This window comes from Marinomonas communis, from assembly GCF_004363305.1.
Taxonomy (GTDB): domain Bacteria; phylum Pseudomonadota; class Gammaproteobacteria; order Pseudomonadales; family Marinomonadaceae; genus Marinomonas; species Marinomonas communis.
Genome location: NZ_SNZA01000003.1, coordinates 515,223 through 537,831, shown reverse-complemented (window position 1 = coordinate 537,831; position 22,609 = coordinate 515,223). Strand labels below are relative to the sequence as shown.

The 22,609-nt window shown below is 44.6% G+C and carries 23 protein-coding genes; 10 read left to right on the top strand and 13 right to left on the bottom strand.

Annotated features, from left to right (window positions below):
• Positions 1-412: 412 nt before the first annotated feature.
• The 5 genes from pssA to C8D85_RS11635 all read right to left on the bottom strand — a co-directional run bounded on the left by pssA (position 413) and on the right by C8D85_RS11635 (position 5,214).
• Positions 413-1,186 carry a CDP-diacylglycerol--serine O-phosphatidyltransferase gene (pssA, locus tag C8D85_RS11655; protein WP_244937005.1) on the bottom strand — a complete coding sequence of 258 codons (774 nt, stop codon included), beginning with the start codon at positions 1,184-1,186 and terminating at the stop codon, positions 413-415.
• Between the two features lie 31 nt (positions 1,187-1,217).
• Positions 1,218-2,504, bottom strand: a complete 1,287-nt coding sequence (hemL, locus tag C8D85_RS11650; protein ID WP_133562839.1) for a glutamate-1-semialdehyde 2,1-aminomutase — start codon at positions 2,502-2,504, stop codon at positions 1,218-1,220.
• Between the two features lie 24 nt (positions 2,505-2,528).
• Positions 2,529-2,951, bottom strand: a complete 423-nt coding sequence (hemJ, locus tag C8D85_RS11645) for a protoporphyrinogen oxidase HemJ (protein ID WP_133562837.1) — start codon at positions 2,949-2,951, stop codon at positions 2,529-2,531.
• Positions 2,952-2,953: 2 nt separating this feature from the next.
• Positions 2,954-4,579, bottom strand: a complete 1,626-nt coding sequence (locus C8D85_RS11640) for a chloride channel protein (RefSeq protein ID WP_133562835.1) — start codon at positions 4,577-4,579, stop codon at positions 2,954-2,956.
• 203 nt (positions 4,580-4,782) lie between these two features.
• Positions 4,783-5,214 (bottom strand): Lrp/AsnC family transcriptional regulator, encoded by a 432-nt coding sequence (locus C8D85_RS11635; protein WP_133562833.1) that lies wholly within the window; start codon positions 5,212-5,214, stop codon positions 4,783-4,785.
• A 146-nt stretch (positions 5,215-5,360) separates the two neighbouring features.
• On the opposite strand from C8D85_RS11635, the gene yjeH reads away from it, so the two are divergent.
• Together yjeH and luxS are read left to right on the top strand one after the other, a co-directional pair.
• A complete protein-coding gene (yjeH, locus tag C8D85_RS11630; protein WP_133562830.1) occupies positions 5,361-6,635 on the top strand; it encodes an L-methionine/branched-chain amino acid transporter in 1,275 nt (424 codons plus the stop codon).
• A gap of 56 nt (positions 6,636-6,691) precedes the next feature.
• The gene (gene luxS / locus C8D85_RS11625; protein WP_133562828.1) at positions 6,692-7,204 is read left to right on the top strand and encodes an S-ribosylhomocysteine lyase; all 513 of its coding nucleotides are present in this window, start codon (positions 6,692-6,694) and stop codon (positions 7,202-7,204) included.
• Between the two features lie 71 nt (positions 7,205-7,275).
• On the opposite strand, the gene C8D85_RS11620 is transcribed toward luxS, so the two are convergent.
• On the bottom strand, positions 7,276-7,908 hold the full coding sequence (locus C8D85_RS11620; RefSeq protein ID WP_133562826.1) for a LysE family translocator: 633 nt from the start codon (positions 7,906-7,908) through the stop codon (positions 7,276-7,278).
• A gap of 171 nt (positions 7,909-8,079) precedes the next feature.
• On the opposite strand from C8D85_RS11620, the gene C8D85_RS11615 reads away from it, so the two are divergent.
• Complete coding sequence (locus C8D85_RS11615; protein ID WP_133562824.1) at positions 8,080-8,964, top strand: DMT family transporter; 885 nt, start codon at positions 8,080-8,082, stop codon at positions 8,962-8,964.
• Here the strand turns inward: C8D85_RS11615 and C8D85_RS11610 are convergent.
• From C8D85_RS11610 to C8D85_RS11595, 4 genes are all read right to left on the bottom strand, one after another.
• The gene (locus tag C8D85_RS11610; protein ID WP_133562822.1) at positions 8,945-9,403 is read right to left on the bottom strand and encodes an Lrp/AsnC family transcriptional regulator; all 459 of its coding nucleotides are present in this window, start codon (positions 9,401-9,403) and stop codon (positions 8,945-8,947) included. The genes C8D85_RS11615 and C8D85_RS11610 overlap by 20 nt on opposite strands.
• 130 nt (positions 9,404-9,533) lie before the next feature.
• The gene (locus tag C8D85_RS11605; RefSeq protein ID WP_133562820.1) at positions 9,534-10,037 is read right to left on the bottom strand and encodes a hypothetical protein; all 504 of its coding nucleotides are present in this window, start codon (positions 10,035-10,037) and stop codon (positions 9,534-9,536) included.
• Positions 10,038-10,285: 248 nt separating this feature from the next.
• The gene (ilvN, locus tag C8D85_RS11600; protein WP_133562817.1) at positions 10,286-10,777 is read right to left on the bottom strand and encodes an acetolactate synthase small subunit; all 492 of its coding nucleotides are present in this window, start codon (positions 10,775-10,777) and stop codon (positions 10,286-10,288) included.
• Position 10,778: 1 nt separating this feature from the next.
• The gene (locus C8D85_RS11595; protein ID WP_133562815.1) at positions 10,779-12,497 is read right to left on the bottom strand and encodes an acetolactate synthase 3 large subunit; all 1,719 of its coding nucleotides are present in this window, start codon (positions 12,495-12,497) and stop codon (positions 10,779-10,781) included.
• A gap of 423 nt (positions 12,498-12,920) precedes the next feature.
• On the opposite strand from C8D85_RS11595, the gene C8D85_RS11590 reads away from it, so the two are divergent.
• Both C8D85_RS11590 and queG read left to right on the top strand, forming a co-directional pair.
• On the top strand, positions 12,921-13,181 hold the full coding sequence (locus tag C8D85_RS11590) for a hypothetical protein (protein ID WP_133562813.1): 261 nt from the start codon (positions 12,921-12,923) through the stop codon (positions 13,179-13,181).
• Positions 13,182-13,263: 82 nt separating this feature from the next.
• Positions 13,264-14,349: a tRNA epoxyqueuosine(34) reductase QueG gene (gene queG, locus C8D85_RS11585; RefSeq protein WP_425324509.1), complete on the top strand. Its 1,086-nt coding sequence runs from the start codon at positions 13,264-13,266 to the stop codon at positions 14,347-14,349.
• Here the strand turns inward: queG and C8D85_RS11580 are convergent.
• Both C8D85_RS11580 and tesB read right to left on the bottom strand, forming a co-directional pair.
• Positions 14,261-15,646: a GGDEF domain-containing protein gene (locus tag C8D85_RS11580; RefSeq protein WP_133562807.1), complete on the bottom strand. Its 1,386-nt coding sequence runs from the start codon at positions 15,644-15,646 to the stop codon at positions 14,261-14,263. The genes queG and C8D85_RS11580 overlap by 89 nt on opposite strands.
• Before the next feature lie 145 nt (positions 15,647-15,791).
• The gene (gene tesB / locus C8D85_RS11575; RefSeq protein WP_133562805.1) at positions 15,792-16,655 is read right to left on the bottom strand and encodes an acyl-CoA thioesterase II; all 864 of its coding nucleotides are present in this window, start codon (positions 16,653-16,655) and stop codon (positions 15,792-15,794) included.
• Positions 16,656-16,812: 157 nt separating this feature from the next.
• Between tesB and moaA the strand changes: the two genes are divergently transcribed.
• Genes moaA through C8D85_RS11555 form a run of 4 tightly spaced genes read left to right on the top strand, consistent with a single transcriptional unit; the run spans position 16,813 to position 20,014 of the window.
• The gene (moaA, locus tag C8D85_RS11570; protein ID WP_211342182.1) at positions 16,813-17,796 is read left to right on the top strand and encodes a GTP 3',8-cyclase MoaA; all 984 of its coding nucleotides are present in this window, start codon (positions 16,813-16,815) and stop codon (positions 17,794-17,796) included.
• Positions 17,797-17,812: 16 nt separating this feature from the next.
• Entirely contained in the window at positions 17,813-18,352 is a 540-nt protein-coding gene (gene moaB / locus C8D85_RS11565; protein WP_133562800.1) for a molybdenum cofactor biosynthesis protein B, read from the top strand.
• A gap of 2 nt (positions 18,353-18,354) precedes the next feature.
• Positions 18,355-19,545, top strand: a complete 1,191-nt coding sequence (locus C8D85_RS11560) for a molybdopterin molybdotransferase MoeA (protein ID WP_133562797.1) — start codon at positions 18,355-18,357, stop codon at positions 19,543-19,545.
• Positions 19,546-19,588: 43 nt separating this feature from the next.
• Entirely contained in the window at positions 19,589-20,014 is a 426-nt protein-coding gene (locus tag C8D85_RS11555; RefSeq protein ID WP_133562795.1) for a hypothetical protein, read from the top strand.
• Positions 20,015-20,068: 54 nt separating this feature from the next.
• Here C8D85_RS11555 and serB read toward each other — a convergent pair whose 3' ends face one another.
• Positions 20,069-20,986, bottom strand: coding sequence for a phosphoserine phosphatase SerB (gene serB / locus C8D85_RS11550; RefSeq protein ID WP_133562792.1), 918 nt, complete (start codon positions 20,984-20,986; stop codon positions 20,069-20,071).
• Between the two features lie 278 nt (positions 20,987-21,264).
• Here serB and C8D85_RS11545 point away from each other — a divergent pair, with 278 nt between their 5' ends.
• Positions 21,265-22,587, top strand: a complete 1,323-nt coding sequence (locus tag C8D85_RS11545) for an AhpA/YtjB family protein (protein WP_162847574.1) — start codon at positions 21,265-21,267, stop codon at positions 22,585-22,587.
• Positions 22,588-22,609 lie beyond the last annotated feature (22 nt).

The following is a 22,609-nucleotide window of genomic DNA, read 5'->3' as shown; positions in this document are numbered from 1 at the left end:
TGGTCACTCATTTAAGACTTCTAAAGTTTTGAGAAGTCTCCAGCGAGCGCCCACACAAATTATCTGATTATCTATTTTAAAGAGCGTTGACACATCCTCTTAACCCTTAAGGTTAATCGCTTACTGTTTCCAGTTCGCTGTGCAGTCCGTGCTGGCCTGCCGTGTCAGTGGGTGCGTATAATACGCATCAGAATTTTCAGCGCAAGCTCTTTTTGAATTAATTTTAAAAAAGTTCCCTTTATGACGAAAAAAGCTCGAATCTGTTTATTTATCAACCAGAAACACACACCAGTCGATCAATAAACAACCAAACCCTTTGCAATACAAACCGCCACCCAATAAAACCAAGGCCCTGAAAGCAAAAAGCCCACTACTTAAATAAGTAGCAGGCTTTGAATCTCAAACAGTTTTGTTATCGAAGTTGCTTGATAAAAATCCCTAGCAATCCCCATAAACCATAGGCACAGAATACGCCTGCGAGAACAAGCGCTGGCTCAAGTGCAATTAGAACTAATACAAGCACAGCAATTAGTAGAACAACAAAAGGAACACGTCCTTTAATGTTCAAATCCTTGAAGCTACGGTATTTAACATTACTCACCATTAATAGACCCGTTACAGGGACTAGTAATGCCATAATGCTTGCCACTTGGTCTCCTGTCACCCCTGCACTTTCACAAGCCCAAATAACCCCTGCAACTATCGCTGCAGCCGAAGGGCTCGGCAAGCCGGTAAAGTAACGCTTGTCTTGACTACCAATCATGGTATTGAAGCGAGCTAAGCGAAGCGCCGCTCCGACTGCATAAATAAAAGCCGCAATCCACCCCACCTTACCCAAAGGCGCAAGCGCCCAAGTAAACGCAATTAATGCAGGAGCAATACCAAACGAAACCATATCGGCTAGCGAATCATATTCGGCACCAAAAGCACTTTGAGTACGAGTTAAACGAGCAATTCGACCATCCAAACCATCAAGCACCATAGAAATAAAGATCGCTACCGATGCTTGAATAAAATTACCATTCATGGCTGCAATAATGGCATAGAAGCCAGAAAATAAAGCCGCGGTGGTAAACAAATTTGGCAACAAGTAAACGCCTCTACGCGGTCGTTTTTCTGTTGCGGTTGCACTGCCTTCGTCCACTCCATCCTTAGGAAGGTCTTTTTCAGTTTCTTCGACAGGCATATCATCCACCTTCATTAAGGTTCTCCAATGATTAAACTAATTTCGCTAGCGCGCGCTTTGCCGCAGCAACAGTGTAGGCAATGTCTTCATCGCTATGAGCCTGTGATGTAAAACCAGCCTCAAATGCAGACGGAGCAAGGTACACCCCCTCTTCTAGAAGGTGATGGAAGAATACCTTAAATTTCTCCGTGTCACACTTTTGCACATCTGCAAATGTAGTTACACGCTCTTGCTCAGTGAAGAATAGACCAAACATACCGCCCCCTGCACAAACCGTAACAAGCGGCACGTTTAACTCATCTGCAGCAGCTTGAATACCTTCCATCAGCGCTACGGTTTTTGCTTCCAACGACTTATGAAACTCTGGCTCACTGATCTTATTCAAAACAGCAAGGCCTGCCACCATCGCTACAGGATTACCTGACAACGTACCGGCTTGATAAACAGGGCCAAGCGGCGCAATGTATTCCATAATCTCACGCTTACCACCAAAGGCACCTACTGGCATACCAGCACCAATGACTTTACCCAATGTCGTTAGGTCAGGCTTAATGTTGAACTTCTCTTGTGCACCACCCAAGGCAACGCGAAAACCTGTCATCACCTCATCAAAAATAAGCACTGCGCCAGATTGATCACAAACTTCTCGCAACGTTTCTAAGAAGCCTGCAACGGGAGGAATACAGTTCATATTGCCGGCAACAGGCTCAACGATGATACAAGCAATCTGATCACCAATGTCTGCAAAGCAGGCTTTTACTTCTTCAATATCGTTAAACTGCAACGTGATTGTATGCTGAGCAAGATCCGCTGGTACGCCAGGAGAGTTCGGTACGCCAAGAGTCAAAGCACCTGAGCCTGCTTTTACCAACAAAGAATCTGAGTGACCGTGGTAACAGCCTTCAAACTTAACGATCTTATCTCGGCCGGTATAACCTCGAGCTAGACGAATCGCACTCATCGTTGCTTCGGTGCCAGAGTTCACCATGCGTACCATGTCCATCGATGGCACAAGCTCGCATACTTTATCAGCCATAGTGATTTCTACTTCCGTAGGGGCACCAAAACTCAAGCCATAATCCAATTGTTTACGCACAGCACTCATAACATCTGGGTGCGAGTGCCCCAAAATCATTGGCCCCCATGAACCAACATAATCGATGTAGCGCTTGCCATCTTCATCGTATACATAAGCCCCCTCTCCTTTTTGAAAGAAAACAGGCGATCCCCCCACACCATTAAATGCTCGAACTGGTGAGTTAACGCCACCAGGAATGTGTTTTTGGGCACGAGAATATAATTCTTCTGAACGACTCATAATGTGATCCATAAATTCGGTAAATTAAAATGGTCTAACTACGACGAGAATACAAACGCCGATGAGAATTAGAACGGGAAATTCGTTAAACCAACGGTAAAACTTGTGACTACGTGTATTTTGATCATTTGCAAACTTTTTAAGCATACTACCGCAGGCATGGTGATAGCCTAGCAGCAAAGCAACGAGCAGCATTTTTGCATGAAACCAACCGGAACTAAAATAGTACTCAGTATTGTAAGAAACCACCCAAAAGCCTAATACAACGGTCGCGATCGCAGATGGTGTCATGATGCCACGATAGAGCTTACGCTCCATAATTTTAAAACGCTCTATGCTTTCATGATCTTTTGCATCAGCATGGTAAACAAACAAACGTGGCAAATAAAACAGTGCTGCAAACCAACAAACCACTGCAATAATGTGAAATGCTTTAACCCAAAGCATGCTTACCCCTTTAATAACATTTGATCGAGTTGTTGTGATGTTACCAACCAAAGCTCTTCTTGCTGCGAGAAATTAACCAACACTTGATGCTGCTCATTCTGATGCAGCCAACTTAACAACTCAGCCAAAGAGAGTGATGAGTCCAATGCGTGAAGTTGTGTGCTGTTAACAGCCTGCAGTACAGACATAGCAATACGATTTTGATCTTCAATTAACCAAGGCTGAGGGCCAAAATCCAACGTCTGTACAGCTTCTACTAACGAAGTCACTGACACAACAAAGTAACGCCCACCTTTTTCGATGGCAACATAGTCTATCATACCTGACGCTAAGTCTCGGACTCGTTCAAAATGCAGCAATTCAGGAAAGATATCGACTTTGGTCGCGACACTACGCACATCATGTTGTCTAAGTAGACGTTGCACAGGACTCCATTCAGAAACCATACCCAGTGAATGCATCCTCTCAACGAAAATAGAATCCTGCTTAAACACCAAACGGACGGTGATACAAGATAAGACAATGACAAAGATAGCGGGAGGAATGGCAACAGAGGTATGAGTCATTTCAACCATGGCAACAATGGCCGTCAGAGGTGCTTGGAACACTGTGCCCATCATAGCCGCCATTCCGAGTAACACAAATAGCCCCAGTTCCTCTGATATTGGAATTGGTGTATCAAACCAAAAGGCAATCTGGGCTCCCAACAACCCGCCAATAACAAACGTTGGCCCAATCATACCGCCAGGAATACCTAAGCCAATCGACATAGATGTTAATAATACTTTAGCCAAGATCAGACCAAATAAAGAGACCGCAAGCACTTCACCCGTGAGAAGAAGGTCTAGCGTGTCATAACCACTGCCTAGCACTTGAGGATAGAACAGACCAACCACCCCAGTTAACACACCTACTGCAAGAAAACGTGCCCATACTGGAATGTAGGCAACACTCCATAAAATACGCTGAACTTGATAGAAGAGCCCAGCGGCTAGAATGACACCAATAGACAGCACAGCATAAGCCGCGAGCATCTCTAAATCGTACAGAGGCATGAAAACTGCCTGCAATTCAAAGATTTCAATACGTCCCAATATCCATTGACTAATAGCCGTTGCCACGATGGCTGACAATAAAACAGGCAATACAAGGCGCAACCGGTATTCGTGAAAGATTACTTCGTAAGCAAACAAGACACCTGCTAGAGGAGTCTGAAAAGCGGCTGCAATAGCACCTGCCACACCACAAGCAACCAACGTATCCACACCAATGTAAGACAGTCGAAAGCGCTGAGCAAGACGACTACCAAAAGTCGCACCAATGTGGACAGCTGGCCCCTCCTTGCCAATTGAGAGACCACCAAAGAGACCAATAAATGCGCCGAAGAATTGCACAAAAGCATTTAACCAGCGCAAATTTCCTTGATGATAATTCAATCGTTCTACGACGTAAGGAATCCCAACCTTTAAACCTCTCTCTGGCACTAAATACCAAAACACCGTCAAAACAAGACATGCGGCAACCGGTAGGATAAAACGAAAATTGGGCGATAAGTCTTCATAGTTTTCACTATGGGATGGCAATACAGCAGATGACAACCAATACAGGAGCTCGATCATACCGGTCATTGTTAAGCTACTTAAGACTCCACATCCAATAGCCAGCAAAGATAACAACAGTAAATCGTCCGCTGCGATATCTCGATTACGCCAACGTGTGATGAAGTCTAAGCCTTTCAGAACAGCACTCTCCCTGACATATAGATGATTGTGTTTACATAAATACTAAAACAAGTAGACACAAGCCAATTAAGCTAAGCGCAACCAGTGTACTACAAACGATCCAGTCGTGTAGCCAAACACATATGCGTCATGACCTTATCGATATTTGGCCAACTGTCCATTTCCAATCGTATTTCATGCAAACGCTTCATAGACGGTACTTGCACTAGAATCATCAGATCAATATCACCGCTAATAGAATGCGCCAGCTTTACTTCTGGAATTTTGTCGATATATGGCTGCACTTGTTCGCAAGATAAGGGCCTAAAGGTTAACGCTAAATAAGCGGAAATAAGATCTTGGTCCATTTTTGACACATGGGCATGATAGCCTGTAATCATCCCCCCTTCCTCTAATCGCTTTATACGTTCAGAGACAGCAGAGCGAGAAAGATTCACCTGGCGGCTAATATCGGATACAGACAAACGAGCATCTTGCACCAGTAATGCAAGCACCTTTTCGTCATAGCGATCTAGAGTCATCTAACAACCTTATTGTTATCACCGTCACTTTGCTGGCAAAACCGACACATTGTCAGCAAATGGGCGCAAAGTGACTCAAGCATTCTTACCGCACTCATTTTATCCTGTACAAGATAAATTCAAAGCACTTTCATTAGGAATGAAGCATGCAATACCAACGTACTCTAGGCCCAATACAAGGCATCGCAATGACCGTGACCACATTCGTCGGTACCGGGTTGATGATTTTACCTGCTATGTCTGTTGCACAAGCAGGAAGCTTTGCATTTTATGCTTGGCTTGTAACGGCGTTAGTCATTGTCCCCGTGGCATTTGTTTTTTCCTTATTAGGGAGCCGTTTCCCTTCCGCTGGCGGTGCTTCTCACTATATTGGCAAGGTACTTGGGCAAAAAGCAGAAAGAGCCGTTGGTTGGCTATTCTTAAGCATCTTGATAGTTGGCCCAGCTGTTGCGATTAAAGTGGCTGCCGCATACCTTGCAATCGTACTAGATGTTTCCGAAAGCAGCCTTTTCCTATTAAGTAGTATTACTTTGGTAGGAATGCTGCTGTTCTCCATAGCTGGCATGAAAAACTCGGCTAACTTTCAAACGGGAGTGGTCATCTGTCTCATTGGTACAGTGTTAGGACTTTTTATCCTAAGCGATGTATCCATCAGTCACCTGACAGTCCAGCAACCTACGAATTGGGGAGAATGGGAAAGCACCTTGCTCGCAACTGGGACGATCTTTTGGTGCTTCCTCGGTATCGAGGTCATGGCCCACATGGGTTCAGAGTTTAAAAACCCGAGCCGAGACTTTCCAATTGCGCTACTGGGCGGAATTGCATTAGTTGTACTGCTCTACTTAGCCACTGTATTAATGATTGCTCACTATCAAGTCTACGGTGATGAACTGACCAACAGCCAATCCCTTGCTCTGTTAGTCGGAGCCTTACTCGGTGAAGAGGCTCGCAGATGGTTTGCCTTAGGCGCCTATGTTATTGCGTTTTCTAATGTTGGGGCTTACATCTTGGGTTTTGCAAGGATGGTTCAATCTATGGCCAGTCAACAAGCACTGCCAAGCTACTTTGCTTCCCTATCAAAGCAAGGTACACCAATACGAGCCGTTACCTTTGTTGGAGTGATGTGTTTACTATCCTTGCTGTACATTGAGTTCTTCAGCGCTCAAATGGAATGGCTCATAGAAATGACCAACGGCGCATTTTTACTTATCTACTTACTAACCTGTGCAACTGCGTTGAAATCACTTGGTCAAAAGCGCCGATGGCTCTCTGCCTTGGCGACGATCAGTTGCCTGATCATGGCATTATTTGTAGGTCAAAATATGTGGTTTGCTGGTTTTGTCTTCGCTCTTGCACTGGCATGGGAACATGTAAAAACTCGCAATCCCCCCATGATGGAAGACAAAATTCATGTACAATAGCGGACATAAACAATCACCTCGCCCGCTGCTTGGCGAGAGCATAGGAGAGAATTCAAATGCCACTATTAGACAGCTTTCGCGTAGATCACACTCGTATGTATGCGCCTGCCGTGCGCGTTGCAAAAACTATGGAAACCCCAAAGGGTGACACCATCACGGTATTTGATTTGCGCTTTTGCATCCCGAATGAAGAAATCCTTTCTGAGAAAGGCATTCATACTCTAGAGCATCTGTTTGCAGGCTTTATGCGTGACCACTTAAACGGTGACAGCGTTGAAATTATTGACATCTCGCCAATGGGTTGCCGAACTGGCTTTTACATGAGCATTATCGGCACGCCAAGTGAAGAAACCGTTGCTCAAAGCTGGAAAGATGCTATGGAAGATGTGCTGAACGTTGCTGCTAAGGAAGATATCCCTGAGCTAAACGAATACCAGTGTGGCACTTACACTATGCATTCTTTAGAAGAAGCTAAGCAAATCGCGAAGAACATTCTAAGTCGTGACGTAAAAGTAAACAGCAATCAAGAGCTGTACTTGTCTGAAGAGTTTCTTGCAGAACACTCTTAATGAATCTGCCTTGATAGCAAAGAGGGAGCCATTGGCTCCCTCTTTTCGTTTTAACTGCTTTAACTTCGCCTCTACACTCTAGAAGCCGTTGCTAAAAAGGCACTGGCCAGAACAAATATCCCACCCATTCCTCTATTTAGATTGGTCATGCCTTTAGGGCTACGAATCAATCGACGCAACTGACGTCCACCTAACGCATAGAAAAACGCTGCAATAAACTCTGTCGCCATAAACGTTACGCCCATCACCAAAAACTGCTGAGTAACAGGCTCCGAAAGATCCAGCATTTGAGGGAAAATGGCAGTGAAAATCAAGATGGCTTTTGGGTTACTGATCGCAATCATAAACTCTTGGCGCATACGGCTCATGTGAGAGCTAGGTACAACTACGCCCCCTTCTTCCATGTCTGACAAGCTATTGGAAGCATTTACCCAAGCTTTAACACCAATATAAAACAAATAGATCACACCCAGCCATTTCACGACATTAAACCAAAATGCCGAAGAAACAATGACCGCGCCTAGTCCTAATGCTGAAACCAGCATCAACAGACCAAAGGCAATATTTCTGCCTACAACCGCTACTACAGCAGAACCCGCACCAACACGAATACCGTTATACATTGCTGTAAAGTTATTGGGACCAGGCCCAAAAGAAAGTAGTAATAAAATAGGCGCTACCGCTAGCCAAAGTTCAAGTGCCATCTATTGTTTCTTTTACCTCTTATATTGATGCTTTCGTTTTCAAAGCAAACACTGTTAAAAAACTTGTAAAGGTAGGGAATGAGCTTTGTTTTCGAAGGTTTCATACTGTTTCGAATATCTCAAACCACCTTAAAATGGACGGCAACTTTACTCATAAAAGAAGAGGCTGTCATGTCTATTTCGCACTTATTTTTATGGCTTACCGCCTGTATTTGGGGATTTGCATTTGTTGCACAAAGTACCGCTATGGATGTCATTGGTCCACATACTTTTAATGCCGTTCGATTCCTACTCGCCACCCTCTCTTTAATCCCACTCCTATTTGTTTTTAAGGTAAAAACACCTTACTCCAAATCAGCTTTATTTAAAGGAAGCGCAGCAGCTGGCACCTTGCTGTTCTTTGGCTTTACATTTCAACAAACCGGACTGCTCTACACCACTGCAGGTAACGCTGGCTTCATTACTAGTATGTATATTGTGATGGTGCCATTGGTGGGACTGCTATTTAAGCATGCGGTAGACCGTCTGACCTGGGCTGGTCTCGCTGTGGCACTGGTTGGCTTTTACATTCTCACCATCGGACCAAACCTTAGTATTAACAAAGGCGATGCACTTGAGTTTGCTGGCACATTATTTTGGACCGGACATGTACTCTTAATAAGTTACTTATCTCGTTTTCTTCCGGCACTACCATTGTCAATTATGCAATTCGCTGTCGCCACAGTCTGGGCGACACTAACGGCTTTTACCTTAGAAAACCCAACTCTTAGCTCTATCGAACTGGCTTGGTGGCCACTGGTTTATGCAGGGGTTGCGTCATCAGGTATCGCATTCACACTGCAGACACTTGGGCAACGTAATGTCAGCCCAAGCAGTACAGCTTTAATCCTATCTATGGAAGCGGTCTTTGCCGTATTGGGTGGCTGGCTATTGATGGGAGAAGTTTTAAGTGATCGAGCGCTGTTTGGCTGCGCCTTAATATTCGCAGGAATGATTGTGAGCCAGTGGCCACGCAAAACCGTTAAGTTGGAACCCACTAAGGAAGTGAGCTTGTAACGCTTTCAATATTGAGCGGCATCTCACGATCAATAGGCTGTGACATAATCATCATAGTTTTGGTGTCGCTCAAATCAATCAACCGCTCCAGTAAAACATCTAAACGAGACATGGAAGATACCGCAACACGCAGGATAAAGGCCGATGGTCCAGTGATGTTGTAGCAATCCACCACTTCATCAAGGCTGAGCACTAACTCTTTAAAGGCTCGTTCTTGCGTACGGTAAACCTCGCATTCAACCAATGCAGTGATGGGAATACCCGCTTTTTCAAGATTAATGGTTGCCCGATAGCCTGTAATAACACCCTGCTCTTCCAGTTTTTTAATGCGTTCAGCAACAGCAGGAGCAGACAAATGAACTAACTTAGCGAGCTCAGAATAACTCAAGCGAGCATTCTCTTCTAAAGCCTTCAACAACTTCCAATTAATCTTATCCACTTGTCAGCCTTAATTTTTTTTGAAACTCACAGCACGATAGCATGAAAAAGCCTTTCTACAAAAGCGCTACCCTTCAATGCAAAATGGCCACCTAAAAGGTGGCCATTCAAAACATAAAACACTCGCTGCATTACGACTCATTTAGTCCTAATTTATCTTTTAATGCCGCGACTGAGTCTTGATAAGTATCGGTAATTTCTTCCATCGTTTCGTCGTACGTTTCTTCTGCTTCAGCTAGTGCCTTATCCGTTTCAGCTTTATCTTTAGCTTCTTCATAGACATCTTTAGCATTATCTACTTGTTCCTCGAACTCATCATGAAGGTCTGCCATACCTTCTTGGAAGTCACTCTTAATTTCTTCCCAGTTTTCATCTGTGTCGTTAGAGGTTATGTGTTTATCAATAAAGCACTCAGTTTTGGCAGCGGCTAGCTCTGCTTGCGTCGTAAAAATTTCGCTCCAATCTTCTTGCGCTTTCGCGATCTCAACAGCGGCTTCATTCCCTGCAACCCGAGCACAGGCAAGATCGTCTGCATAGGCAGAAGTCCCAACTAAAGTGGTTGCCGCAATCGCCGTTGCAAGAGCGCCTTTTTTAACCATTGATGCTGTGTTTTTAAGTGCTGTTGAAGTGTTCATAGTATCGTCCTGTTTCAATGAATGTGTATTTCATTGTGGCTACTTCTCGAAAAAAATAAACCAAGGAACAGACGGTTACGCTTTTACTCCTAGTAAGCACTGAATATTGTCAGACCTGACAATTCACTGAACAATTGTCAGCACTATGCCAAGAGATATCAGTAATGCGTTGGAACTCTGGGCAAAAATAGGACGCATAAAAAAACGCGCCATTGGCGCGTTTTTAAAAAGGTAATTACAGGTAAACCTTACAGAGACAAGGTTTTCTCACCGCGGGCGATACCAGAAACACCAGTACGAACGACCTCTAAAATGTGCATACCGCCAAGCGCTTGCAAGAAACCGTCAAGCTTATCCGACTCACCAATAATCTGCATTGTGTAGATTGAAGGTGTCATATCAATGATATTGCCGCGGAAAATATCCACTGTACGCTTCACTTCCGCACGTTGCGCCCCCGAAGCGCGCACCTTAACCAGCATCAACTCACGCTCGATGTGTTGACCTTCCGTCAAGTCCACTAACTTAACTACGTCAATCAGCTTATTAAGCTGTTTAGTAATCTGCTCAACCACTTGATCAGAACCAAATGTTGTTAGCGTTAGTCGAGACAATGTTGGGTCATCTGTCGGCGCTACGTTCAATGATTCGATGTTGAAGTTACGCTGAGAGAACAGGCCAACAACACGCGACAAAGCACCCGGTTCGTTTTCCATTAAAACTGAGATAATGTGTCGCATATTAAGTTCGCTCCGTTTTGCTTAGGAACATATCACGCATAGAACCGCGTGGTACTTGCATTGGGTATACGTGTTCCTCAGGGTCTACATAACAGTTGATGAATACAAGCTGATCTTTCATCGCGAACGCTTCTTCCATCTTCGCATCTAGCTCGTCTTTCGTACGAATTTCTACGTACTTGTGACGATAAGCGTCCATCAGTGTCTTAAATTCAGGCAATGAATCTAAGTACGAGTTTGAGTGACGGCCTTCGTAGTTCATGTCTTGCCATTGGCGAACCATGCCTAGGTAACCATTGTTCAAACAAAGAATTTTCACTGGTAAGCCGTATTGCAGACAGGTTGATAGCTCCTGGATATTCATCTGGATACTACCTTCACCTGTCACACACACTACAGTCTCTTCAGGGAAGTTCATCTTAACGCCCATTGCAGCTGGTAGACCGAAGCCCATCGTGCCTAGACCACCAGAGTTAATCCAACGGTATGGCTTAGCGAACTTGTAGTACTGCGCTGTGAACATTTGGTGCTGACCAACGTCTGACGCAACAAACGCATCTCCATTGGTTGCTCTCCAACAAGCTTCAACGGCTGCTTGAGGCTTAATCTTGTCACTGGACGTATCGTAGCGGCCACCGTGAACTTGACGCCATTCATTGATCTGCTTCCACCAGTTATTGATCGCTTCTTTATTAGAACGCGCTGGTGCGTCATCAATTAACGACAACATCTCTTCAAGTACCTGAATGACAGGACCAACAATCGGCACATCCGCACGGATCGTTTTCGAAATAGAAGCTGGATCAATATCAATATGAATGATTTTCGCACTTGGACAGAACTTGTCAGGATCGTTGGTTACACGGTCATCAAAACGTGCACCGATCGCAAGAATCAAATCACTGTGATGCATTGCTTGGTTGGCTTCATAAGAACCATGCATCCCCAACATACCTACAAACTGCTTATCGGTACCTGGGTAACCACCTAATCCCATTAGAGTATTCGTCACTGGATACTCAAGCTGTTGCGCTAGCTTTTTCAACAAATCAGCGCCACCACCCATGATCACGCCCCCACCGGCATAAATCATTGGTCGTTTCGCGGCTAGTAACAGGTCAACGGCTTTTTTAATTTGCCCACTATGGCCTTTTGCTGGCGGAGTGTAAGAACGAAGCGATACAGACTCTGGGTAGTTGTATTCAAACTTCTCATTCGGCATGGTCATGTCTTTTGGAATATCAACAACCACTGGACCAGGGCGACCGGAACTCGCAATGTAGAAAGCTTTCTTCAATACACCTGGAATTTCAGACGGGTGCTTTACGCTAAAGCTATGCTTTACGATTGGACGAGAAACACCAATCATGTCCGTTTCTTGGAACGCATCTTCACCAATCAAGTAGCTCATTACCTGACCACAGATGACCACCATAGGGATGGAGTCCATGAATGCTGTCGCAATACCTGTCACAGTATTGGTTGCGCCAGGACCAGAGGTGACGAGGACGACCCCAGGTTTACCAGTCGCACGTGCGTAACCGTCAGCCATGTGTGTCGCAGCTTGCTCGTGACGGACAAGGACATGCTTGACATCAGATTGGCGATGCAATGCATCATAAATGTGCAGGGCTGCACCACCTGGATAACCATATATGTATTCTACTCCCTCATCTTTGAGAAAGCGGGCGATCATTTCACCACCGGATAATAACTCCACCTTGTTAACCTCTATAGTGTTCATCAATCTGCTATTTTGGTGCAGCTATTGTAACCGCATACCAAGCTCAGATAAAAGTTGATAAAACGAAGTTTGCAAAACAAATGAGATGCCTGAAATCAAGGAACACTCAAACGCAAGAAATCGCAGTTTTGACACTGCCCGCGTTTTTTCGCGAGGGAAGCGCTGCTTGTAAAAATTCTACTCACAACACTTTGTGTAACGACTATACTCTAGTCGTATAGAAAGGGGCTGTTGGCCACCATCAGAAGAGAGGTCAGCGGGGTATTGCTGACGTATTTTCTTATTCTGTCAGGCGCACCATAATGTGTCAACGAAAAAGCACCACAAAACGCCATTCTTCTTGCTCTACAGCGGCTTTCATGGTGTCATACTTACATTGTAAATTAAGGAGTTACCACTATGGCTTCACAACTGAATCAACAACGTATTATTGATGAGTTTCTACGTTGCTTCCGTAAAATTCTTATGGAACCAGAATTGGCAGGAGAATTGGTTCGTATTGCCAAAGAGCACATTAATGAACCTAATGCTTACCAAGTCATCGCGGAAGCGGTTTCAAGCCAGACAACACTGAAAATCCCTGAAGAACATTCAGACGCCGATCGTTTATTCATTAAACTACTGATGGATACGGTTAAGAGCGATAGCAATCTTTACTAAGTACTCCAGTTTGCAGGGGCTCGCCCCTGCCCAGCTTCACACCATCGCACTATTTTTGTGCAAAATCGACATCCAATAAATCGTGTCTTCTCTCTCAGAACTTGAATTACAACAACTCGCTCAAGACATTAAATCATGGGCTTTGGAATTCGGCTTTAGCGAATGTCGTATCGTCGACCCCGAACTTGAGCAATATCGCGAAGGTTTTCAAGCTTGGCTCGATAAAGGTTATCACGGAGAGATGGAGTATCTCGCCAACCACAGTGATTTACGCTTCTCACCTGCCAGCTTGCATAGTGGCACACAACGTGTCATCAGCTTAAACATGGCTTACTTGCCTGAGTCTGTTGAAACGGTAAAACGCCTACAAACTAAAGACAAAGGTTATGTTGCACGCTACGCACTAGGCCGCGATTATCACAAATTGATTCGTAAACGCCTAACCCAATTGGCTAAGAAAATTGAGCTAGCGGTAGGAGAACATGGGTACAGAGCATTTGTTGACAGCGCGCCTATTTTAGAACGCCAAATAGCAGAACAGGCTGGCATGGGCTGGATCGGTAAAAACACCTTATTACTGTCACCCAAAGCTGGTAGCTGGTTCTTACTGGGAGAGGTGTTCACCAACCTCCCACTTCCTGTTGATAAACCGACTGCAAAACGTCACTGCGGTAGTTGTAGCGCTTGTCTTGATAAATGTCCTACCAATGCATTTGTTGAACCTTGGGTTCTGGATGCTAGCAAATGCATTTCATACCTAACCATTGAATACGATGGGATCATTCCCGAAGAATTGCGTTCAAAGATGGGCAACCGCATTTTTGGCTGCGATGACTGTCAGCTGGTTTGTCCGTGGACAAAGTTTGCTAAACACACTCAAGAGCAAGATTTCCAACCTCGACACAACTTAGATAACGAAGACCTACTCACATTGTTCAAATGGGATGAGGATACCTTTCTTAAAAACACGGAAGGCTCGCCCATCAGACGAACAGGTTATGAAAACTGGCGTAGGAATATTGCTGTTGCGCTAGGAAACGCCCCCACACGGATCGATATTATTGAAGCATTAGAAGATGCTAAGTCGACAGCTTCTGAGAAGCTTCGGATTCATCTGGATTGGGCTCTGTCTCAACATCAAACACCTCAACAAACTCCCCCTCTTTGAGCTCATTGATTTCAAGTTGAGTGTGGCTGTTTTCTAAATAAGCAATGATAACTCGATTACGACCACTGCCTTTCGCATCATATAACGCATCATCAGCACGTTTAAGCAACTGGGCAGCGGTTTCTTGTTGGCTCAACTGTGCAACCCCAATGCTCGCTGTGACTTGAATAGACTGCGCCTCAAAGTGTGTGGCTGCCATCACCGAACGCAACTGTTCGGCTTTGTCCTCAGCCATAGTGATATCGAAGTAAGGTAGCAACACCGCGAACTCCTCCCCTCCCCAGCGAGCCACGATACCCTCTTCAGAAACAACCTCTTGAATGATCCGAGCGGCATGCTTTAGCACATGGTCCCCCACCTGATGGCCATAGCAATCATTCACTTTTTTAAAGTCATCTAAGTCGACCAATAAAAGCGCCAAAGGTGTGTTACGCCTACTGGCAACTGCAACATGCTCACTGAATAATGTATCAAAGCGAGTTCGATTGTAGACCTGAGTGAGCGCATCCGTGTTAGCAATAACAGACAACTGTTTATTGAGTTCAATCAGCTCCAGGTTTCTCTCCTCAAGTGCAGCCGTTTTAGAATGAATACGAGACTCCAACACTTGGTTAATATCCGACAGTTCTTCACGAGACTTTGCCAACGATAGAATTACACGATTCACTCCAGCAAGCATCTGCCGATATTCAGCAAACTGGCCTAAAAATGCATCCGCTTGTAATGGTTCGGGATGGCGTAAATTAATCAGGCTTAACTCCCTCATAAAACCACTAAAGACACCGTCTAAACTTCGGCTTATAAGGATCTTTAACGTCAGTAACAAAAGCGCTAGTTGAAATGATAAAAGCCCAATGATAGGGAAGAAGTGATGGACTACAAATCCATATAAGGAAGCATCAGAGAACCTTACTAATAGCTGGTAAATTTCGCCTGAAGCAGATTGGAAAGTATAGGAAGGCTGATTCGACTCTTCTAAGACTACATTATTAGGCCAATGAATCAGCTCCTTGCCCCTTGCATCAAATAACGAAACAGACTCAATCGGAACGCCATTTTCCTTCGAAAACTGCAACCCCAATGCAAGGCTTTTCGTTACCTCACTGAGATCCTTATCGGATTGCTCAATGATGTCCATAAAACCGTTCTGAAGTTGCTCAATAGCCGTTTGATGTTGCAGATCTAGCTGCTGGTGTGACCATAAAAAAAAGCCAGCCAAGGCAATGCCTGCCACAAAAAGGTAACAGGCAAATAGCTTGCTTAGAACAAAATGCGAGACATTTCTTCGAGGTACCACGCTAAACCCTTCTATATCCTTATGAGAGCGAGAAGCCTTACCACTTTATAGACTTGTCGATATATTTATTTTAATTAAATAAACAATCGATCAAAATTAACATAATCACAACACTCTATATAGAATTATTACACTTTGTAACAATTTATTTCTGCATCAGTCGAATCAAGCCTTCTTGTGCAGTTGAAGCAACAAGATTACCTTCTCTGTCAAAGATTTTCCCACGTACAAAGCCGCGCGCTCCAGATGCAGATGGACTGTCGGCCACATATAACAACCAGTCATCTAGTCGAAATGGTCGGTGAAACCAAATGGAGTGATCCAAACTCGCAATTTGAAGGCCCGGGTTGCCAATGGAAATTCCATGGGGCTGAAGTGCGGTCTCCAAAAAGCCATAATCCGTGGTATAAGCCAGCATCGACTGATGCACTAGCTCGTTATCAGGTAATGGCGACACACTTCGAATCCACATATGCCGTGCAGGTAAGCCTGGGCGCGGGCGAAATGGGTTTTGATTTTCGACAATACGGTATTCGATTGGTCTTTCCGCCGTTAATAGGCTTCGGATACGTTCAGGGATTTCCTCAGCATGCCTTTGGAAAAGGCTCAACTCTGACTTAAAGTTTTCAGGCCCCGGGACATTCGGCATGGCTTCTTGATGTGATAAACCATCTTCAAACTTTTGAAAGGAAGCAGTCATAACTAGGATCGTGTCACCATTCTGACGTGCAATCACACGTCGAACACTGAAACTGCCCCCATCACGAACGGTTTCTACGTCATAATCAATCGTTTGCTTTGCGTCGCCTGGACGAATAAAGTAACTATGTAATGAGTGAGGGAAGCGATCTTCAGGAACAGTTTGTGCTGCGGCACTTAGCGACTGCCCCACAACCTGACCTCCAAACACCTTGGGAAAGCCTAAATCTTGACTCTTACCGACAAATTGTGTGTCAGACACACGATTCAAAGTGAGTAACTCAATCAAATTATGTATAACACTATGCACTGCGATTCCCCTATTTCAGTAATTGGCGTTAATGAGCGATGCATGGCACGCTATGCGCATCACGTCAGCCGCAGTTAGGACAGAGAACTTTGCCTCTGTGAACAAATTTTGCTTCTATTAGAAAGTTGTAGCGAGGCTAATTCAAGTGTCAGATTCCATGCTTATAGATCCATTCGGTCGAAATATCGACTATTTGCGCATATCGGTGACCGATCGATGTGACTTTCGTTGTACCTATTGCATGGATGAGAATGCAACATTTCTACCTCGCAAGGACATATTATCGCTTGAGGAAATTGTTCAAGTCGCTAAGGCTTTTGTTGCATTAGGCACACGAAAAATTCGCATTACCGGCGGCGAGCCTTTGGTGAGAAAAGATATCTTATGGGCCTTAGAGCAAATTGCCGTGCTACCAGGTTTAGAGGAGCTGACAATCACCACCAATGGCTCTCAACTTGAAAAAATGGGTCAGCAGTTATTCGACTTAGGCGTATCGCGCATTAATATCAGTTTAGATACGCTTAAACGTGATCGCTTTGAAAAACTCACACGAAGAGACAAATTAGAGCAAGTCTTACGTGGCATAGATACTGTAACAGCCCTTCCCTTTAAGCAGCTAAAACTCAACGCTGTGATTCTTGGCGGTCATAACGATGACGAAGTAGAGACATTGGTTGATTACGCCCTACAACGCAATATGGACATCAGTTTCATCGAAGAGATGCCTCTTGGCGCTATATCAGATCATGATCGTGCTGAAGTTTATGTCTCTAGTGACACCATATTCAAGCGACTACAGACTCGCTGGCAACTCACTCCTAGTCAACATCAAACTGGCGGTCCATCGCGTTATTTTCAAATCGCTGGAGAGCGTTCTAAAATTGGCTTTATTTCTCCACATAGCCATAACTTTTGCAGCACCTGCAACCGTGTACGTATGACGGTTGAAGGTCGTTTACTGTTATGTCTTGGTAATGAGCATTCCAAAGATTTAAAAAGTGTTCTCAGAGCACACCCCAATGACCTAAAGCCATTGCAGGATCAAATCGTGAAAGCGTTGGCTCTAAAACCTGAAAAACACCATTTTAACTTAGATGAAGAGCCGCAGATCCTTCGCTTTATGAGTGCAACTGGCGGCTAAATATAAGGATGTCACCATGGCTAAAGTGCCTTCTCCATTTCGTCCCTTAAATATAAATGTACTAACAGTATCCGATACACGCTCTTTAGCAGAAGATACTTCAGGCGATGCGTTAATCCATGCGTTAACCGAAGCAGGCCATACCCTTGGCGAGCGGACCATTGTCAAAGATGATATTTATGCGATGCGTGCCGTCGTATCGCAATGGATCGCAGATAACTCAGTGAACGTTGTATTAATTACAGGCGGTACAGGGTTTTACTCTCGCGACAGCACCCCTGAGGCCATCACACCGCTCCTCGATAAGCAGGTAGATGGTTTTGGCGAATTATTTAGACAGATCTCCTACGATGAAATCGGCACATCTACGATTCAATCTCGTGCTCTAGCGGGGCTTGCCAATAACACCCTTATCTTTTGTTTACCTGGTTCAACAGGGGCCTGTAAAACGGCTTGGCATGGCATTATCAAAGAGCAGCTTGATGCACGCCACAAGCCATGTAACTTTGTCACTATGCTGCTAGGCCCTTACCAGCCACCAGTGCATGAGGTATAACAATGTCATCTCTTATGCCTCTGCAAGAAGCACTCGAACACATTACACATACGTTAGATGTGATCACGCCTACTGAAATCATTCCATTACTGGAAGCACTGGGGCGTGTTCTTGCTTGTGACATAGAATCACCAATAAATGTTCCTCCAGCGGCCAACAGCGCCATGGACGGTTATGCCGTTCGCTGTAGCGATCTAGCATCACAATCAGATCTAATCGTTTCTCAGCGCATTGCTGCTGGGCAACCCCCTTCCCCTTTAGCAGAAAATTCCTGTGCACGCATTTTTACTGGAGCTGAAATACCAGCCGGTGCGGATGCCGTTGTGATGCAGGAAAATACAGAGATTCAGGGAGATCGAATCCACTTTCTTGAGACGGTCGAAACACACCAAAACATTCGTCCCGCAGGGCAAGATATCGCCAAAGGCATGAAAGTTCTGAGCCAAGGCAAACGTCTCAATGCCATTGATATTGGTGTATTAGCTAGTATTGGTGTAGCTGATGTTAGGGTTTATTGTCCCTTGAAGGTAGGTATTTTAACCACCGGCGATGAGCTTCAATCGCCTGGTGCCGCACTGCAACCGGGGCAGATTTATAACTCCAATGGCCCGCTCATGACATCTCTTGTGCAAAGCGCTGGCCACCAAGCTGTCAAAGTTATGCACGCCAATGATTCAGTAGCCGATACAGAACAAGCATTGCAAATGCTAAGCGAACAATGTGACATTATTTTATCCTCTGGTGGTGTGTCGGTTGGTGAAGAAGATCACGTCAAACATACCATTGAGCGCAATGGCACCCTGCACCTTTGGAAAATCGCCATCAAACCCGGTAAACCATTAGTGTTTGCGAACGTGTTTAATACACCGTTTATTGGCCTTCCTGGCAATCCAAGCTCTACTCTTGTCACGTTTCATCTATTCGCTCGTCTAGCGCTTGCAAAAGCGGCAGGAGAGCAGTTGGCTCTTCCTACCCCCTATCCAGTGAAGTGTCACTTTTCTCGCAAAGGTAATCAGTCACGAGATGAGTTTTTAAGAGTGCACGTACAAAATGGTATTGCCACTCCTCATGTACAACAAAGCTCGGGAGCCTTGTTGGCAGCCAGCCAAACGGATGGCTATCTGCACGTGCCAGCAAAACATGACGTAACACCGGATAGTGAGTTCAACTTTTACCCATTTGCCTGCTTCTAAACTACACTAAAGAAAAATTCTTGTTGTAACTAGGAGTTAGGCAGTGAGAGATAAAGCTTGGGAACAATCGTTGTACGAACATCAGCATGCCATGATCAAACGCTTAGATGTTCACCGAAAAAAAGAGCGCAGTACGCCATTAACCACTGACGAAGTAATGGCTGTCGAGCATACCTTCCAATTGCTGGTTGCTTCAATGCTCGACTTAGCTATCTATCTTTTACGCCATCACTATGAAGTGGACGTCGAGAGCCGTGATCAAGTATTGGAAGCCCTTCTAGAACACAAGGACGTTACTTACGAACAGGGGGAGCAGATACGAGTATTGATTGAGCTAAGGCAAAAGATTTTATTTGATTATCTAGATGAAAACTTTGAAGAGCTGTCATCCGCTCTATCACTAAGACGATATGGGCTCGTGGAAATTCTTACCAAAGAATGGACCGCTCGACTGGACAGCACTATGTAAAATTCATAAAAACTATGGCATCGGAGTTCGCCAGCCTCGATGCCATATATTTCATTAACCTACAATCGTGGTTATTTCATCCGAGCTTAGGCCAAGCAAATACAGAATACCGTTTAGCCCAGTATGACTCAGCGGACAGGGTGCTTGTTGACGAACAATCGGTTTAGCGTGCAGTGCTACACCTAGTGCCGCATCATTCAACATAAGAAGATCGTTCGCGCCATCACCACAAGCAATGGTTTGCGCAAAAGGAACCTCGTACTTCTCACTCAACTCTTTCAGCAAGAGCTGCTTACGTTTAGCGTCAACAATAGGACCAAGATGCTTGCCTGTTAAGGTGCCACTTTCGATTTCTAGGGCATTCGCATGGACTTCAGTGAAGTCATAATCCTGCTGCACACGTTCCGCAAAATATGTAAAACCACCAGACAAAATGGCTGTTTTCCAACCAAAATGATTCAATACCTTCATGAGTACTGCGATACCATCCATCGGCTGAATTCGCTGATATACGGAATCCATCACATCACTACTCAGGCCATTAAGCAAAGATAATCGCTGAACAAAACTCTGTGTAAAATCAATTTCGCCACGCATGGCGCTGGCTGTCACGGCAGATATTTGTTCGCCTATCCCCATTTCAACAGCCAACTCATCCATTACTTCAGCCTTGATAAGAGTCGAATCCATATCAAATACAGCCAAACCAGGCTGAGACAAAAGCGGTTGAGAGGTTTGCAGAATATGATCAATCTTAGTGTCATCAGCCAATGCCAAAAGCGCCAAACGCAAGCTGTCATATTTACCATCTTCTATGGGAGTGCTAAGGTCATAGCGCCACACATCGAAGGTATCTTGCTGGTTTGAAAGAACAGTATGTGTAGCATCCAATGCTTGTGTTGTTAGCCAAGCTTGGAAATTCGGTTGATATTGAGCAAGATTGTCGCCAATAAGTGTGATCGAAGCAGTCATGTTAACTCCTGATTATGGGGACGCTAACTATATCAAATCCCTGACCTGACGCTAACTGTCAAGCAGAACTAAAGAATACGTTATTTGAACCGAAAACACTGGTAGGCCATATCGAATTTTCGGTTAAATCAATAAGATACCCGTTTCTCAAATATACTAGGACGTCGATGGACATCGTGAAAAAACTCTCATCTGGGTACCATAGTTTATTAAAAAAGTGTTCTTCCGCGAGCCTTTTACTCACAACATACCTAGGGCTTATCCTAGTAACACTCTTTGTGATTTGGTTTTCAGTAACCTCTGCCGTCGATAGACACCTTAATCAACAGACGGATGTTTTAGGCAGTAGTCTAGCAACACAAGCGGCTTTTAATGCCACACAATCCATTTTGACCAATGACTTACTAAGCTTAAACGTACTCCTCAATCGTCTCGTCGCAAGCGATAGCATTTTAAGTGCCAGAGTCTACAACAAAAAGGACGAGCTACTTGCAGAAGCCAGTCGTAATGGCAGCCAAGGTAATAATGAGCGAGAAATACGCCCAACGGATACACACCTAGTGTTTAGTTCACCTATTCGTTTTCGTGATGACGTTGTTGGCCATGTGATGATTACTTTAGATAAAAGCTCAGCACAAAGCACTCTTACTCATATCAGCAACTTAATGATTGGCTTAGGAATTTTTCTTGCGGCGATCACCAGTGTGTTTTTGCTCCTAATCGTTAGACGAATGTTTATGCCCATCGCAAGAGTAACAGATGCCATTGAAGCGTTTACTAATGGAACCAATAACGCCCCCATGCCTGAGCACTCTTACAAAGAAGCCCATGAACTGATGAGCCACGTTCGCCAGTTGCAACAGCTTGAATTAGTTGAGCCTGTTAAACCCGAAATTGAAATGCGAGACAGTGAAGCAGAACCTATCGATGAGGAAGGGCAGTTCGAAATCAACTTCGAGCAAATCATCAAAGAAAGCGAGCGCGAAACCTGTGCATTAGTCATTCAGTTTAAGCATATCTCTGAATGGCGGGATGAACTTCCTCCCTTACAAGTGGCTAACTTACTAACACCACTTTATCGCACCATCTTTCTGGCCAGCGAGTACTATAACGGGCAAGTTCATCAGTATGATAAAGACAGTGTTCTGATGCTTTTTCAGGCAAAAAACTGCGATGAAAACCTGTACATGAACGCAGCCTGCTGCGCACAATTGATCCAGCAGCTACTTGAGCAACTGATGGCCACAGACTTGTATGCAGATGTGCCGAATGTGAGTTACCACATGGGGCTACACAAAGGCTTCGACGCACTATCAAAGATGTATGAAGCCAATAAAATTGACTCAAATGAGCTTGCTGAGCTTATTAATGCCGCTGACGCTTTATCGCTATCCGAGGCAAGCAACACACTAGTACTGAGTGAAGATGTTATTACCGTCCCCGGTATACAGAATAGAATAATTTTAAGTCTTCCTGAAATCATTGAACGAGACGATGATGAAGAAGTGCTTGCATACACCGTGAAAGGCCTATCGGATAAATACCGAGCAAAAATCCAAGAGCAACTTGAATCATTAGATTTCTCCTCAGCAGAGCCTTAATAAAAAAAGCTCTAGCAACCAC